Source organism: Pseudoalteromonas sp. CF6-2 (assembly GCF_021729425.1).
Classification (GTDB): Bacteria; Pseudomonadota; Gammaproteobacteria; order Enterobacterales; family Alteromonadaceae; genus Pseudoalteromonas; species Pseudoalteromonas arabiensis.
The window spans coordinates 1188209-1201616 of record NZ_CP091442.1; the positions used below are offsets into that span (position 1 = coordinate 1188209).

The following is a 13408-nucleotide window of genomic DNA, read 5'->3' on the forward strand; positions in this document are numbered from 1 at the left end:
ATATTATCTAATAAATTGGTATATGGAGAAAATCAGCAAGCTGCATTTATTGCGGCTTGCTTTTAAGCCTTATTGTTTTGTGCCCATATCCTTGGTTACACCATCAAGAACAAGGTTACTGATGCCATTATCGTCAAATTTAATGACAATGCTGATGTTATTACGGGCGAAGAAATAATCGCGGTTGTCTAAACTAATAACATAGTTTCCTTTCACTGAATCAGTAAAGTCACGTTTTTTAAGTGTCAATATGTGTTCACCAATTTGCCAATTAAACCCTTCAAAAAAGCCGTTATTAAACTCTTGAACCCATATCTGTTTTTCATCTTTACTTAATGTAATCGCTACCGAGTAAGATTTAGGGAGTGGCATATCATAAGTTTTGTTGCCAATAGTGAACTTTTCAGCATCTTGTTGCCATGCAAAGCCAAATTCAAACGCTTTTTCTACGCCGGTTGGATAGCTTAATGCGCCTTGCCCTTGGTAGCTAAAATCTGCAAAAGCTGAGTGAGAGAATAAGCTTACCGCCATTAGGAACAGTAAATTTAACAATTTCATTAGATTATTCTTTTTTTATACTGATTTATGCATAGATTAGAGCAGAATATTCGCCTTAGCAATATGCTGTGATACACTTTGGTTATTATCAACTGGTTAGACCTTTACCGTGAATCTCTACTTTCGACTTATCTTATTATTTTTTAAAATTAAACGTAATCGTGATTATCAACAGTTACTCGATACAATTGATATTGATTTCAAAGCCTTACCGAGCGATTGTGATATCAATTTTCACCTAACTAATTCACGTTATTTGGCAATGATGGATATAGCTCGCACTTGGATGACCGAGCGTGTGGGTTTATTAAAACACATAATGAAACGCCGTTGGTTCCCGATCGTTAATGCCACAGCTATCACATACATTCGTGATATCAAGCCAATGCAAAAATACACTGTAAGTACTCGCTTAGTTGGCTGGGATCACAAATACTTTTATATTGAACAAAAGTTTCATTCGGATAGAGGTTTGCACGCAATTGCTTATGTACGCGGCGTTTTTAAACGAAAAAAAGGTGTTGTCAGTGTTGAAGAAATGCTTGAAGTTGCTGGCTTTAAAGGGGTTGCACCTATTTTGCCTGCCGAGGTTATGCACTGGAAAGAAATGCTAGAACAGAAAAAATTAACCAATAAATAAAAAAAGGCCGTAAAGGCCTTTTTTGTGCGTATGGGCTTTCACTAAGTGAAAGAAGTTAGAATTTATATTTAACGCCAAACATAGCTACAACAGGGTCGATTTCGACAGTTGATGTAAGTGCTTTTGTGCCATTAGCGTAAACAGTTGCATCTGTATCAATATCAATTAATGCAACCATGCCGTGTAGACCCCAGTTCTCGTTCATCATGTAGTTGAAGCCCGCTTGCGCTGCAAAACCAAATGAGTCGTCTAGTTTCACTTCAACATCATCAGTACCTAGCGTTGCTTTTAAAGCTGCTGATGGTTGCTCATCAAAGAAAGTCGTATAGTTAATACCTACGCCAATAAATGGGCGGAACTTATAAGTTGAGTCTAAAAAGTGGTACTGCGCAATTAAAGAAGGTGGTAGCTGCTTGATGTCTGCAATTTTGTTACCAGCAAGACCGCCAGTACCTTGGATGTCGTGACTAAATGGTGTCGCAGCAACTAATTCAAGTACCCAATTATCATCAAATGCATAGTCGATGGTAAGACCTAATTGTGTATTATCATCGCCACGTAAACCTAATGTCGGTGCTTCGTTTATTTTTGAGCTGTCGTTATCTGGGTTTACATTAATCGCACCCACGTTAACGCTTAAATTTGCGTTTGCAACAGGAGAGAGTGCTAATAATGAAGTCAGTAATGCAATGCTTAATTTAGTTTTCATGCTGTTCTCCACGAACTACTTGTCTTGTTTGGTTGAGGCTATTATTACCGAGCTTGCTAAGACAAAACCTGTTCTAGATCAAAGTTTCAAAAATGTTTGAATAAAGTGAAGCTATTTTTTGATTTAGATTAAGTTTTTAATTAGGTACATAGAAAAAAGGTTGACTCGAGTTCACTTTAAACTCAGGCAGGTCTGATACAATAAGCTGCTTTTAAAATTTTAGGTGTGTTTAATGACAGATACTCAACATTTATTTCTTCATGGTTCGATAGCAAAAGCACTGTTGAAATTGGGTATCCCGATCATCTTAATCAATATTTTGCAATCTGCTTATCAGCTTACTGATGCCTTTTGGGTTGGCCGACTTGGCGCCGATCAAGTCGCTGCTGTGTCTGTGAGCATGCCTGTCACATTTTTAGTGATAGCCATCGGTTCAGGTCTTGCAATGGCAGGGGCTATTTTATCCGCTCAGTATATGGGAGCAGGCTTACAGGATAAGGTGAACCACGTTGCTGCACAAACAATGTTGATGGTCACAGTCACTGCAACAGTGTTAGGTTTGATTGGTTATTTTCTGTCCCCATATTTTTTAGTTTTACTTGGTGTTGAACAGGCTGTTTATGGCGACGCTTTGAAGTTTATGCATGTCTCTTTTATAGGGGTTGTTTTTGTATTCATTTACGCAATGTTTCAAGCGTTAATGCGCGGAATTGGCCAAACTAAAATTCCGCTTATTATTGTTAGTGGCACTGTATTACTTAATTTTGCCCTTGACCCATTGTTGATTTTTGGCTGGGGCCGTTTTTCAGGATTTGGGGTGATGGGGGCTGCATTAGCAACACTTATTACTCAGAGTCTTGCGGCACTAATTGGCGTATGGGTCTTTTTGCGGGGCCGTCATGGTATTCAATTAAAACTGTCGAGCTTTAAGCCTGACTGGCAATATATGAAACAAGCCTTCTTGTTAGGAGCACCAGGCTCCGTTGAGTTATCAGCACGGGCATTTGGGCTGATAATCATGTCATTTTTGGTTGCCAGCTTTGGCACCTACACATTGGCCTCTTATGGGGTAGGTTCGAATATTTTGCAAATGGTGATGATCCCTGCAATGGGGTTGTCGATGGCGGTGTCTACTTTGGTAGGTCAAAACATGGGAGCTGGAAATCCAAAGCGAGCAGCACAAATAACGCGACTTGCTTGTATATGGGGCTTAACTGGGTTGTCGCTGGTGGGAGGAATTGCTTATTTATTTGCTGAATATTTAGTTGCCTTTTTCATTCCTGATGATCCGTCTGTCATTAAAGGTGGTGCTGAGTTCATTCGTAAAATGTGTTTAACTTGGGGCGGGATCGGTGTGCAACTTTGTGTTGTTGCAACCTTTAGAGCATCAGGAAATATGCTCAATGCAATGATAGTTTCTTTGTTAGCGCAGTGTGTTATTCAGTTCCCAGCTGCGTATATTTTATCAAAACATACGGCGCTTGGTCCGCAAGGGATCTGGTACTCGTTTGCTCTAACGAATGTACTTGTGGCACTCATAACCTATGCATGGTTCTCAACAGGACGTTGGCAACGTACAAAATTAACGGAAGAAGACAAAGATATTGCTAAAGTGACGCAAGAGACCTTAATAGAAGAAGGAAATCATTAATTTAATCTTCACACAGCAGTCATAATTTCGAGTTGTAATAACCCTACATAGTGAAAAAACTGGGGTTATTATGAGTATAGAGCTCGCGCCAAAGTTACAGCCACACAGCGATGTGGTTAAAGCATTACAAACATTAATCCAATTTAAGTCAGTCACTCCCCAACAGGCGGGGGCGATTGATTGGCTTGCGACAAAGCTGACTCAACTTGGGTTCGAGTGTGAGGTGTTTACTTTCAACCAAGTCACTAACTTAATTGCTAAAGTTTCATTTGGTAGCGGCCCTGTGGTGGCGTTTTCTGGGCATATTGATGTGGTGCCCGCAGCCGAAGGGGATTGGCGAGTTGATCCTTTTTCTGGTCACGTTGTTGATGGTGCTGTGTATGGTCGTGGCGCTGCTGATATGAAAGGCGGTGTGGCGGCTATGCTATGCGCTACAGAAAAGCTTGTTACTCAAAGCGAGGATAAGCAAGGAACTTTCTATTGGCTAATTACTTCGGATGAAGAAGGGGAAGCTGAATATGGATCGTTGCTTATCGCTGAGCGATTAGCAAAACAAGGCATTGTGCTCGATGGTTGCTTAGTGGGTGAGCCAACAAGCCACCTTCATGTGGGGGATACGATTAAGAATGGTCGTCGTGGTGCTTTATCGGCACGTTTATCAATCCAAGGTAAAGCAGGGCATGTCGCTTACCCAGATAATACAGTCAATGCTGCACACTTAAGCGCCGAAGTCGTCAAACGATTAACTGCAATATGCTGGCACAAAGATGAAGCTAGCTCAGCGACTACTCTCCAAGTCACCGGTATTAATATTGCGAACGTAGTCGATAATTTAGTTCCCGCCAGATGCGAGTTGACTTTTAATGTACGCTATAGTCATGGCTATAAAAGCACTGATGTGAAAAAAGAAATTCAATTTGCACTTACAGATCTTGCCGATACGATAAAAATTCAATGGGAACGTCCTTGTGAGTCTTATTACACTGCTTATCAATCACGAGATTGCTTGTTGAATAAACTGGAACAAGCTGTACTTGAAGTGACAGGTAACTTTCCATTACTCAGTACCAGTGGGGGGACTTCGGATGGGCGATTTTTTGCCAATGAGCACACCCAAGTTATAGAGTGTGGGGTTTGTAACAACACGATCCACCAAGTCAATGAACATGTTCCCATCACTGATTTACTGTGTATTGAAAAAATTTATTACGCAGCACTTCGCAATATTTTTAGCTGAAGACTCATTTTTAAAACAAAGAAGCCGCCAATAAATGCCGACTTCTTTGTTTTTATAATATGGTAGGAATTATTTTTAGCGTGACTGACCTAAGTATCGCTTGGCCTTACTCGGTTTAACTTTATCTAAATCAACAAGCACTAAACCATCAATACAATTGTTAAATTCAGGGTCGATACTAAAGCTTAAAAACTGCACACCACCTGGCTCACAAAGCTCGGTATATTGTTTGAACAAGGTCGGGACTTGTGCGCCAATATTGGCGAGTACATGTTTTAACTCAACAAAGTCCTCTTTAATATCATTACCCATAAATAGCTGAGCACATTGCTCTTTTTGTTGTTCGGTATGACGAAATTCATTATTAGGAATCGCCAATAGTTGCTCTGCCCCATAATAATGTTGGTAATAATGAACCAGTAGCGACTTTGCTTGCTCGGGGAGTGCGTTTGACACACTCACTGCACCAAATAAATAACGGTATTGTGGGTAGCGATTCACAAATGCACCAATGCCGAACCATAAATAATCAAGGCTCTTTCTACCCCAGTACTTTGGTTGCACGAAGCTACGGCCAAGTTCAATGCCTTTTTCAAAATAAGGTGCCATGTCATCGCTGTAGTTAAATAGGCTGTCAGTGTATAGACCTTTGCGGCCATGTTTCTCAATGATGTCTTGTGCACAGGCGAGTCTATATGCACCCACTAATTCAAGCTGCTTTGCATCCCATAAAACAAGATGCTGATAATCCATGTCGTATTTATCTATATCTCGACGTTTACCACTGCCTTCCCCGACTGCCCGAAACGCAATTTCGCGCAGTCGTCCTAGCTCACGGAAAATCGGCGAGCTACCGCAGTATTGATATAAGTAGATTTTCATACCATCTGATGTTTCACCCAATAGTTCACACTCTTCAATGGCCTTTTTTAGATCTTTAGTTGCTTCTGGGCTTGCTATAGGTGTTTGAGTTTTCAAAGGCAGCGGTTTTTTAGTGACAAGTCGATATAATTGCTTTCTTATTAGCTGCGCGATTTCTTTATCTTTTAAATTTTCAATTAAATATGATTCAGGTGGAATTGAAGCACCAATTTCAAACTCTAATGATTTTTGACGTTGTTTGAACATTTCTTTTACTAACAACAAACTCGCTAACGGTTTATAAATCATGGAAGTGCCGTAAAACAAAGGACTATTTTTCGCTTTAATGTAAATCGGCAAAATAGGGGCGTTGGCTTTTTTGGCCATGCGTAAAAAGCCACTGTTCCACTTACAGTCCTTAATTCCTGTGGGGCTTAAGCGAGATACTTCGCCTGCTGGGAAAATTAATAGCGCACCATCCGACTTTAAATGCTGTTGGATATTAGCCAGTTCTTTCTTTTTACTGGTGCCAGAAAGGTTATCAACAGGGAGTAGTAAAGAGTGCATAGGGGTGATAGACATCAGCATGCGGTTGGCAACCACTTTTAAATCTGGTCGCACGCTTGATAAAACCTTAACTAATGCTAATGCATCGAGTGAGCCGATAGGGTGATTTGCCACAATAACGACGTTACCCTCACTGGGAATGTGTTCTATTTGCTTTGGCTTGTAGCGTGTGTCAAAGTCTAGCTCATCAAGAACCTGCTCAACAAATTCAAGCCCTTGTAAATGTGGGTATGCATCACCAAAGGCAACAAATTCCTGCTCGTGTAGCAAGTAACCGAGGCCTTTTTTAACTAAGCCTTTTACTTTTGGTGAATTTTCTAACTGTGGTAAATTTGCTTCTATTACTTTATCGACACTGATCATACAAACCTCAACATAAACGCATTCAGCGATGAGGTTAGAGTAAGAGTTTGCTGTGACAGTTAGGTTGCAGTTGTGTGACTTTTTAAAGAGCGCTTTGAGAGCGGTTCAAAATATGGAGAATACAATGATTTTACTTGTAGCTGTAACAGGTCGAGATTGCAGCCAATTAATTGCTCGATTACAAGCGTTATTACCTGAGGTTGACGTGCAGCTTTGGTCTGAGTGTTCCAACTATGAAGCAGTAGAGTTTGTGCTTGCCTGGAATGCACCTTCTGATTTATGGCCTAAGCTGGTAAATTTAAAAGCCGTGTCTTCATTTGGGGCTGGTGTCGATAGCATCGATTTGTCAGCGATAGCAGCGCATGTTCCCGTTGTTAGAATTGTTGATGATAATCTTGCAAATGATATGGCAGAGTATGTGTTGACCCACGTATTGGCACACAAGCTTAGGCTCAAAGAATATTATTTAAAACAATCAGCCAGCACTTGGAAGCCAAAGCGCGCGTATGCACATCAACATGTGGGTATTTTAGGCTTCGGCGAGCTAGGCAAGGCGGCAGCGATGAAGTTAGTAGCAAATGGCTTTAAAGTGAGTGCATGGTCAAACAGTGAAAAGCAGCATCCAGAGGTTAGCTGCTATCACACACAGCAAGGGCTTAATGAGATGCTTCCTTTGGTTGACTATCTAGTATGTTTATTACCATTGAATCAGCATACAGCGGGTATTATTAATGAAGATCTATTAGCGATGTTGCCTCCTCATGCGGTTGTCATTAATGTGGCAAGAGGTAAGCATGTTATTGATACAGATTTAATTTCGGCGCTAGATAGTAATAAAATACGTGCAGCCACATTGGATGTATTCACTCAGGAGCCTCTAGATAAAAAGCATCCATACTGGTCTCATGACAAGATTACGTTAACGCCCCATTGCGCTGCTTTATCTGATATTAACAGTGTAGTTAAACAAATCGCGACTAATGTTAAAAGATTAATTTGCGGGGAAGAGCTAATTAATAAGGTTGATAGAGCAAAAGGTTATTGACAAAGTGTGAATTAATTTATCAAACGTCTTGTTAACATCTGTAACTTTGTTATGCTGGGTAAGTACAATAAACAATAATAAGAAGAGGCGTTATGAAATCTAACCAAAATGGGGCGAAATTTAGTCTAGTCATTGTGTCAGTCATCGTTTTAGGTGTCTCTGCATGGTTTAATCAAGCGAATGCAAGTGAAGCGCATGTTCAACCAGTAGTAAGTAACCAAAAATAATCGTGTTATTGGTGCACAAAGTGGATGTGCACCAACTGCCTAGCTTCTTTTAGAGTGGATCTCTCTGTTTTCGTGCTTTTTTTCATCCGACTTTTTCAGCAACACATAAGTTGCGCCATTCCCTCCATGGTGTTTGAGTGCGCTATGAAAGGCGAGTACAGATGGAATTTCTTGTAGCCATTTATTTGTGTAACTTTTTAATATTCCTGGTTTAGATTTGTTTTTAATGCCAATACCATGGCGAACTAACACTACCCGTATGTTGCGTTTATGACAGTCATCAATAAATGTAAGAAGCGTCGTTCTTGCACGTTGAAGAGGTTGGCCATGTAAATCTAGAGTCGCATCTAGCTGGTATTTAGCTAATCGCAGGTTTTTAAAAACTTGTGCTTGCACACCTTCATTTTTAAAGCTTAAAACGGCATGGGGGTCTAATAGCTCCACATACTCGCTCTGTAGATAATTCTCATCTACAGATAAATCGCACTCAGCAGCTTTGCGTTTTTCTTGCTGAGCAAGTGACGGGCCTTGCTTAGTGCTTTTGAGTTTTACTGTGTCGTGTTTAAGAGGTTTAACATCTTCCATTGACATAAGAAATAAGTCGAAGTCGTCTAATGACATAAGGCACCCCAAAATTATCTATACCCAAACCACCTCAAGGTGCGAGTTTCAGTTGGAATTAAAAGCGATTTAGGCAAGGCATTGATTGCAAATAATAGTGGTTCTATTGTTAAAATCAATAACGCAGTATAAATCGCTTTTAAACCAACCCTCTGGGCGTTTCACAGGCACTTACTCTCATCGTTGTTACTTCTTAAAAGGGACCACCATTCTTGCAAAGTAACGCCTTGATATTAAGCACCTGTGAAACGCTGAATTCTGCATCTTGAGGTGGCTTGGGTATATATACGCTGTATATGGTATATCAGTTCAGTTATTTTGTAAGTAAAAAAAAGCCCAAACAGATGGCTGTTTGGGCATAAACAATGATAGGTAGGATAACCTGTTCTATCAATTTATCTTAGGAGAAGTTTAACCTTGGTTGATATTCAATTGGCCAAATGTGTAAACCTTGAATAAATAAAATGTGTTGATCAACACTAAGCTCATATTTGAGATCACACTCGATGACATCAGATCTAGACTAAACGATAAAAATAATAAACTACACGCGCTAATCGCTGCAAAACGCAGTAAATTTAACTGATTAATAAAGAAAGCACCTAATCCTAGTGCAAGTAACGTTAAGTTTAAAAGCCAATCTAGCTCGTTTAGCATGGTCGTATCTAATAGTGTCTGTGTTGAAAAAGGAGCGCCATTATGGTGATCTTTTGCACAGTTTTCAACCAAGTAATTTTATTGTTTTCGGATTAGATTTTTTAATCCATGGCTAGCTTTTTTATTACAGCAAAAAAGCCACTTTGATCGGTAATGCGGTATTTCTGACAGCTGTTAGGGTCGCGTTTGTCTTGGCACAAATAAATAGTATTACGGCTAAGGTCTGCACGTGGGATTAGTGTAGAGTCAAACACGTTGGCTCCGTAGCCAAATATGCCAGGCCAGAAGACACTTTGCGATACCATGCCTAGTTTCTCGTAGGTGATAAGAATTGGTTTAGGAGTGATAAGCAAAATTAATAATACGACTGCTAAAATGTACCAACGGGCCGGACTTTTCTTTACAGTAGGCTCTGCTACGGTTTGTTGTATTGGCTGCGTGGGTGTCTGAGGCTTGCTTATTGTTTTTGGTCGTTTGCTAGGGACTGGTTTCTTGCGAGCGGGTTGCTGCCCAAGTAAAGATTGTTTTTTTACATTTTTAGACATAAAGCTTATCTGGCCTTTTATTTATAGGTCTCTATAATGAGATTATAACGAAGTTTTTGATATAATAGTTAAATTCAGATCATATAACATTGATTGTCCTAATTTGCGTAAAAGGTGCATTTCAACATGCAATTAGTGTTTATCTTTAAATATTAAGAGGAATAGTATGGATACGCAGCTTTCAATTTTAATTGTGGACGATGTGGGGACTGTCCGCAGTTTTTTAAGTCAAACGCTAATGCACTTAGGTATTGATAATGTGCGAGAGGCTTCAACGGCTGCACAGTGCTTAAGTGTATGTAGAGAAAAAGAGTTCAATATTATTTTCTTAGATATAGAGCTACCCGATGGTGATGGTAAGGAGATTATTTCACAAATTAATGAAATATCGCCAGAGGCGAATGTGGTGATGGTGTCAGCTCACTCTACGGTTGAAAATGTAAAAGAAGCAATTGAAAAAGGCGCTAAGGGTTTTGTTGTTAAGCCATTTACACCTAAAAAGATTGCGGCTATGTTGAAAAAATTCTACCCAGATCTAGAGATCGTTTAGCCGAGGAACACTTCTACTTAGGCTATTAAAAGTAAGGTAAAAAAAAACCGGCATAGGCCGGTTTTTATATTCATCAAAAACAAATTATAGCGCTTTGATTTTAGCTGCTAAACGGCTCTTATGACGAGCTGCTTTGTTCTTGTGGATTAGACCTTTAGTTGCGTAACGGTCTAGGATAGGTGTTGCAACAGCGAATGCCGCTTGTGCAGCTTCTTTGTCGCCCGCTTCAATTGCAGCAACTACTTTTTTGAAGTAAGTGCGCATCATTGAACGACGGCTTGCGTTATGTTGACGATTTTTTTCGCTCGTAATAGCGCGTTTTTTTGCAGACTTGATGTTAGCCAAGGTTTGCTCCTAACAATCTTAAAATAAGCTTAATTTAAAGGCCGTGGAATATGCCTGTTTTTATCATGAATGTCAACGAAATTTTGACATCTCAAGAAAAACTGCTCCTTATAACGAACATCAATTTGCCGCTTTAGCAGTTAATATCGCCATTGTAACAAAGGGTCGAGTTCGAGCCTAGTGCTTTAAAGATATTTTAGGCATAATCGCCCATCTTAGAAGTTTTTATTCGTAGGTTTAGGGTGGCAAAAGGATTATTTCGTTCTGGGATGATTGTCAGTGCAATGACGATGATCTCGCGTATTTTAGGACTAGTACGTGATGCAGTTGTAGCCAATTTATTGGGGGCAAGTGCAGCTGCTGATGTGTTTTTATTTGCTAACCGAATTCCTAACTTTTTGCGCCGTTTATTTGCTGAAGGGGCGTTTGCACAAGCGTTTGTACCTGTTTTGTCTGATATTAAAGAGCAGCAAGGTGACGATAAAGTAAGATTATTTGTCGCTCAAGCTGCTGGCACCCTAGGGACAATTTTGCTCGTTGTAACTTTATTTGGTGTGATTGCCTCGCCAGTGATTGCCGCACTGTTTGGCACCGGTTGGTTTATAGATTGGTGGCAAGGAGGAGAAGATGCTGGAAAGTTCGAGCTGGCAAGCGCGCTTTTAAAACTCACTTTTCCGTATTTATTTTTTGTTAGTTTAGTTGCTTTAAGCGGTGCTGTGATGAATGTATACAATCGTTTTGCAGTGGCGGCGTTTACCCCAGTACTTTTAAATATATCCATTATCACTTGCGCTATTTTTCTGCATGATCAGTTTTCAGTGGGTGCATATGCACTTGCGATAGGCGTGTTTGTTGGTGGTTTAGTGCAGCTACTGTTTCAGTTACCGTTTTTGTATCGTGCCCGTATGCTGAGCCGTCCTCAATGGGCTTGGCAAGATGAAAACGTTAAAAAAGTACGAAAACTAATGCTGCCAGCGTTATTTGGCGTCTCTATTAGTCAAATAAACTTGTTGCTCGATACCATGATAGCTTCAATGTTAATGACGGGTTCTATTGCGTGGCTCTACTATTCTGACAGGTTGATTGAGTTTCCTCTTGGTCTATTCGGCATTGGTATTGCGACGGTGATTTTACCCGCACTATCTAAACTTCATAGCACGAAAAGCACACGTGATTTTCAGCACACGCTAGATTGGGGAGTGCGCTTTGTAATCTTTTTAGGCTTACCTGCCATGTTTGGCTTGATGGTGATAAGCCCTTTAATCATCACCGTACTTTTCGATCATGGGGCATTTCAAAATGGAGAGATAGATCATGTTCAAGCGGTAAGTTATGGCGTAATGGCTTATTCGGTTGGCTTAGTTAGTTTCATGCTGATTAAGGTGTTAGCACCTGGTTTCTATTCACGTCAGGACACGAAAACGCCTGTTAAAATTGGCATTAAAACGTTAGTGCTTAATATGCTTTTTAATATTATGCTAGCCCCGTTTATTGGTTATTTAGGGTTGGCGCTGGCCACGTCTATGTCGGCAAGCTGTAACGCGTATTTGCTGTATCGCCAGTTGCACAAAGAAGGGGTTTATCAGTTTTCAGGTATGAGCCTTAGATTTAGTTTTAAGTGTTTGTTTTCTAGTGTATTTATGGCGGCTGTAGTATGGTATGTCGGGCAGCGCTTTGCTTGGCAGACTTGGCACTTTATGGAGCAAGTTTCGTTACTTGCAGGGTTACTCGTGTTAGCCGCATTGGTGTACTTTTCTTCTCTGTTTGTAATGGGAATTCGACTAAATACGATAAAAAGTGTTGCAACTACTGAATCAAACTAAAAAAAAGATTATAATCGGCGTTTCACGCCCGATACCTGTGTTTGGGCTCGCTGATAAAGGCAAAAAGGTGGCATGGAGTTAATTAGAGGTATTCACAATATACGCGCGCAGCATTACGGCTGTGTGTTGACCATTGGTAACTTTGATGGTGTGCATTTAGGTCATGCAGAAGTGATAAAAGGCTTGCTACAAGACGCACAGAAACATCAACTACCAAGTACTGTGATGTTATTTGAGCCTCAGCCGCAAGAGTTTTTTGCCAAGGATAATGCGCCAGCGCGTTTAACCCGACTTCGTGATAAGCTAAGTTTACTTGCAAAGTTAGGTGTTGAGCGAGTGATTTGCATTAGTTTTAATCAGCAGTTTGCAAATATGGAAGCGGAACAGTTTGTAAGCCAAGTTTTGGTTGAAAAGTTGGGTGTCAAAGCACTGACCGTGGGCGATGATTTTTGTTTTGGTAAGCGTCGCCGCGGTGACTTTTCACTACTAAAAAGCATGGGCACTGAGTTAAATATGGATGTGAAAAGTACCGCCAGTTTTCGCCGACTCAATGATAGAGTAAGCAGTACCCTTATTCGCCAAGCACTTGCTGCAGGGCAATTAGAAGATGCAAAAACCATGTTAGGTCATGGCTATGCGATATCTGGACGTGTTATTCATGGCTGGGCAAAAGGCCGTGAACTAGGGTTTAGAACAGCAAACATTGCTTTAAAACGCCAAGTATGTCCTGTAAATGGCGTGTTTGCGGTACGAACAACTGTTGGCAATAAAGAACTATTTGGGGTTGCAAATATTGGCAACAAACCCACATTTAATGGAACACGCGCATTGTTAGAAGTACACCTTTTTGACTTTGCGCAAGATATTTACGGACAATTTATGCACGTGGAGCTGATTAAGAAGCTTCGCGATGAGAAAAAATTCGAGACATTAACACAACTGACGGCGCAGATTGCAGATGATGTAACCGCCGCGAAGCAGTGTTTTGGTTTAAATTAGGTAGCCGATA

15 protein-coding genes are annotated in these 13408 nt (G+C 40.4%); 8 read left to right on the forward strand and 7 right to left on the reverse strand.

The features are described 5' to 3' along the window. Window positions 1-69: 69 nt before the first annotated feature. Window positions 70-558, reverse strand: a complete 489-nt coding sequence (locus L3Q70_RS05430; RefSeq protein WP_237115031.1) for a hypothetical protein — start codon at window positions 556-558, stop codon at window positions 70-72. A 109-nt stretch (window positions 559-667) separates the two neighbouring features. Here L3Q70_RS05430 and L3Q70_RS05435 point away from each other — a divergent pair, with 109 nt between their 5' ends. Continuing rightward, window positions 668-1198, forward strand: a complete 531-nt coding sequence (locus tag L3Q70_RS05435; RefSeq protein ID WP_062570502.1) for an acyl-CoA thioesterase — start codon at window positions 668-670, stop codon at window positions 1196-1198. A 55-nt stretch (window positions 1199-1253) separates the two neighbouring features. Here L3Q70_RS05435 and L3Q70_RS05440 read toward each other — a convergent pair whose 3' ends face one another. Continuing rightward, window positions 1254-1907: an OmpW family outer membrane protein gene (locus L3Q70_RS05440; protein WP_062570503.1), complete on the reverse strand. Its 654-nt coding sequence runs from the start codon at window positions 1905-1907 to the stop codon at window positions 1254-1256. 232 nt (window positions 1908-2139) lie between these two features. Here L3Q70_RS05440 and L3Q70_RS05445 point away from each other — a divergent pair, with 232 nt between their 5' ends. Both L3Q70_RS05445 and dapE read left to right on the forward strand, forming a co-directional pair. Further along, window positions 2140-3558: an MATE family efflux transporter gene (locus L3Q70_RS05445; RefSeq protein ID WP_237115032.1), complete on the forward strand. Its 1419-nt coding sequence runs from the start codon at window positions 2140-2142 to the stop codon at window positions 3556-3558. 70 nt (window positions 3559-3628) lie between these two features. After that, window positions 3629-4795 (forward strand): succinyl-diaminopimelate desuccinylase, encoded by a 1167-nt coding sequence (gene dapE / locus L3Q70_RS05450; protein ID WP_237115033.1) that lies wholly within the window; start codon window positions 3629-3631, stop codon window positions 4793-4795. Between the two features lie 75 nt (window positions 4796-4870). Here the strand turns inward: dapE and L3Q70_RS05455 are convergent, their stop codons facing one another. Then, window positions 4871-6586: a lysophospholipid acyltransferase family protein gene (locus tag L3Q70_RS05455; RefSeq protein WP_193988572.1), complete on the reverse strand. Its 1716-nt coding sequence runs from the start codon at window positions 6584-6586 to the stop codon at window positions 4871-4873. Between the two features lie 124 nt (window positions 6587-6710). On the opposite strand from L3Q70_RS05455, the gene L3Q70_RS05460 reads away from it, so the two are divergent. After that, window positions 6711-7631: a glyoxylate/hydroxypyruvate reductase A gene (locus tag L3Q70_RS05460; RefSeq protein ID WP_237115034.1), complete on the forward strand. Its 921-nt coding sequence runs from the start codon at window positions 6711-6713 to the stop codon at window positions 7629-7631. A gap of 92 nt (window positions 7632-7723) precedes the next feature. After that, window positions 7724-7858 carry a hypothetical protein gene (locus tag L3Q70_RS20325; RefSeq protein WP_265589664.1) on the forward strand — a complete coding sequence of 45 codons (135 nt, stop codon included), beginning with the start codon at window positions 7724-7726 and terminating at the stop codon, window positions 7856-7858. A gap of 39 nt (window positions 7859-7897) precedes the next feature. Here L3Q70_RS20325 and smrA read toward each other — a convergent pair whose 3' ends face one another. The 3 genes from smrA to L3Q70_RS05475 form a co-directional block, all read right to left on the reverse strand. Continuing rightward, window positions 7898-8479, reverse strand: a complete 582-nt coding sequence (smrA, locus tag L3Q70_RS05465; protein ID WP_130151240.1) for a DNA endonuclease SmrA — start codon at window positions 8477-8479, stop codon at window positions 7898-7900. A 411-nt stretch (window positions 8480-8890) separates the two neighbouring features. Further along, complete coding sequence (locus tag L3Q70_RS05470; RefSeq protein ID WP_062570799.1) at window positions 8891-9136, reverse strand: hypothetical protein; 246 nt, start codon at window positions 9134-9136, stop codon at window positions 8891-8893. A 101-nt stretch (window positions 9137-9237) separates the two neighbouring features. Beyond that, window positions 9238-9681 (reverse strand): hypothetical protein, encoded by a 444-nt coding sequence (locus L3Q70_RS05475; protein ID WP_062570509.1) that lies wholly within the window; start codon window positions 9679-9681, stop codon window positions 9238-9240. A gap of 166 nt (window positions 9682-9847) precedes the next feature. Between L3Q70_RS05475 and L3Q70_RS05480 the strand changes: the two genes are divergently transcribed. After that, on the forward strand, window positions 9848-10231 hold the full coding sequence (locus L3Q70_RS05480; protein ID WP_062570510.1) for a response regulator: 384 nt from the start codon (window positions 9848-9850) through the stop codon (window positions 10229-10231). 84 nt (window positions 10232-10315) lie between these two features. Here L3Q70_RS05480 and rpsT read toward each other — a convergent pair whose 3' ends face one another. Beyond that, window positions 10316-10576, reverse strand: a complete 261-nt coding sequence (gene rpsT / locus L3Q70_RS05485) for a 30S ribosomal protein S20 (protein ID WP_036967030.1) — start codon at window positions 10574-10576, stop codon at window positions 10316-10318. Window positions 10577-10818: 242 nt separating this feature from the next. Here rpsT and murJ point away from each other — a divergent pair, with 242 nt between their 5' ends. Continuing rightward, entirely contained in the window at window positions 10819-12399 is a 1581-nt protein-coding gene (gene murJ, locus L3Q70_RS05490; protein WP_267145286.1) for a murein biosynthesis integral membrane protein MurJ, read from the forward strand. 72 nt (window positions 12400-12471) lie between these two features. Then, the gene (gene ribF, locus L3Q70_RS05495; RefSeq protein WP_062570511.1) at window positions 12472-13398 is read left to right on the forward strand and encodes a bifunctional riboflavin kinase/FAD synthetase; all 927 of its coding nucleotides are present in this window, start codon (window positions 12472-12474) and stop codon (window positions 13396-13398) included. The last annotated feature ends 10 nt before the right edge of the window (window positions 13399-13408 follow it).